This is a genomic window from Pseudomonas sp. 05N434 (assembly GCF_056396965.1).
The window spans coordinates 1-1,666 of sequence record NZ_JBFTMK010000786.1; the positions used below are offsets into that span (position 1 = coordinate 1).

Annotated in this window: 3 protein-coding genes; all 3 read left to right on the forward strand. The window is 60.6% G+C overall.

Translation table 11 applies throughout. The features are described from left to right. A partial coding sequence (locus AC1DLB_RS29345; RefSeq protein WP_477786224.1) for an HRDC domain-containing protein occupies positions 1-597 on the forward strand: 597 nt, incomplete at its 5' end. Continuing rightward, complete coding sequence (locus AC1DLB_RS29350; protein ID WP_064619695.1) at positions 594-887, forward strand: YcgL domain-containing protein; 294 nt, start codon at positions 594-596, stop codon at positions 885-887. The genes AC1DLB_RS29345 and AC1DLB_RS29350, both read left to right, overlap by 4 nt. A gap of 119 nt (positions 888-1,006) precedes the next feature. Beyond that, positions 1,007-1,666 (forward strand): NAD(P)-dependent oxidoreductase (locus AC1DLB_RS29355; protein WP_477786225.1); only part of this gene is annotated, 660 nt, incomplete at its 3' end.

The window sequence follows — 1,666 nt, forward strand, 5'->3', positions numbered from 1 at the left end:
GTCCTGGAAGACGGTGCCGAGCTGGTCGCCAATCTGCGGCGCGAGGTCGACCCGTACGAGGTCTATCGCGACGCCAAACTGGCCTGGAAGCTGTCCCGCGCCCAACTCGCCGTGTTGCGTGAACTCTGCGCCTGGCGCGAGCGTGAAGCCCGCGCCCGTGATCTGCCGCGCAACCGCATTATCCGTGAACATTCACTGTGGCCGTTGGCACGCACCCAACCGGACAACCTCGGCGCACTGGCGAAAATCGAAGACATGCACCCGCGCACCGTGCGTCAGGACGGCGAATTTCTGCTTGATCTGATCAAGCGCTCTGGCAGTGTGTCGCCTGATCAGTGGCCGCCAGCGGTGCCGGAGCCATTGCCGGTGGAAGCCGCCGCGCTGGTCAAACAGCTGCGTGCCATCGGCCAGGCCGAAGCCGAGCGCCTGAACATCGCGCCGGAGCTGATGCTGCGCAAGAAAACCCTGGAAGCGCTGCTCAAGAGCGGCTTCCCCAATGGTCCTTACCAATTGCCTGATTCGCTGCGTGGCTGGCGCCGCGAATTGATGGGCCAGGCGCTGCTCGACAGCCTGGCCACCGCCGGAGAACAGCCTTGAAACGTATTTGCTCGATTTATCGAAGCTCGAAGAAAAGCGGGATGTACCTCTATGTGCTCAAAAGCGATGCACTGGAGCGCGTGCCTGAACCCCTGATGGCGGCTTTCGGCAAAGCCATCCACGCTTTCGACCTGGTGTTGACCCCCGAGCGCAAGCTGTCGCGCGAAGACATTGCTGTAGTACTGGAGAACCTCGAAAAGCAGGGCTACCACCTGCAAATGCCACCGGCCGAGGATGAATACATCGAACACTTGCCGGAAGAATTGCTGCGCCGCAACGACCCGATGTAATCGGCAGACAGGCTCTATTCAGAGCCTTATGAAACACTGGAATGATTTTGGCRATGGCCGTGACGATGGAGTGATCCTCTGTCGGCGGTCGTCTGCACTGCTTTTGAAAGGTTTGAAACATGCGCGTTCTGATTGCTGAACACGACCACCCTGTGTATGCCCAACTGTTGCGTCAGGCAGCTCCTGATCTGGAAGTATTGACCAGCGGTGACTCCGCCGAACTGGCCCGTCAGGCCGCCGACTGCCAGGTCTGGCTCGGTCAGCCGGACCTGCTGGCGACGCTGTTGCGTCAGGGCCATACGCCTGCATGGCTGCAGTCGACTTGGGCCGGTATCACGCCGCTGCTGGCCGATGGCTTGCCACGGCACTATCGGCTGACTCGCGCGGTAGGGATTTTTGGTCAGGTCATGGCTGAATACGTGCTGACTTACATGCTCGGCCACGAGCGCGAAGTGTTGGCGCGGCTGGTCAGCCAGGTCGAGCGCAAATGGGACAATCGCCAGGGTCAAAGCCTGGCTGGACGAAAGGTGCTGATTGTCGGCACCGGTGATATCGGTCAGACAGTGGCGCAGTTTCTGCTGCCGTTTGGCGTCGAGTTATATGGCATCGCCAGCACTGCCCGGGAGCAGGCGCCCTTTGTCGAAGTCGGCGCGCTGAGCGATTTGCCGCGCCTGGTCGGTGAGGTGGATTACGTGATCAATCTGCTGCCGAATACCCCCAATACGCACGACCTGTATGACGCTGCCCTGTTCAAGCAGTTCAAGGCGACGGGGTTGTTC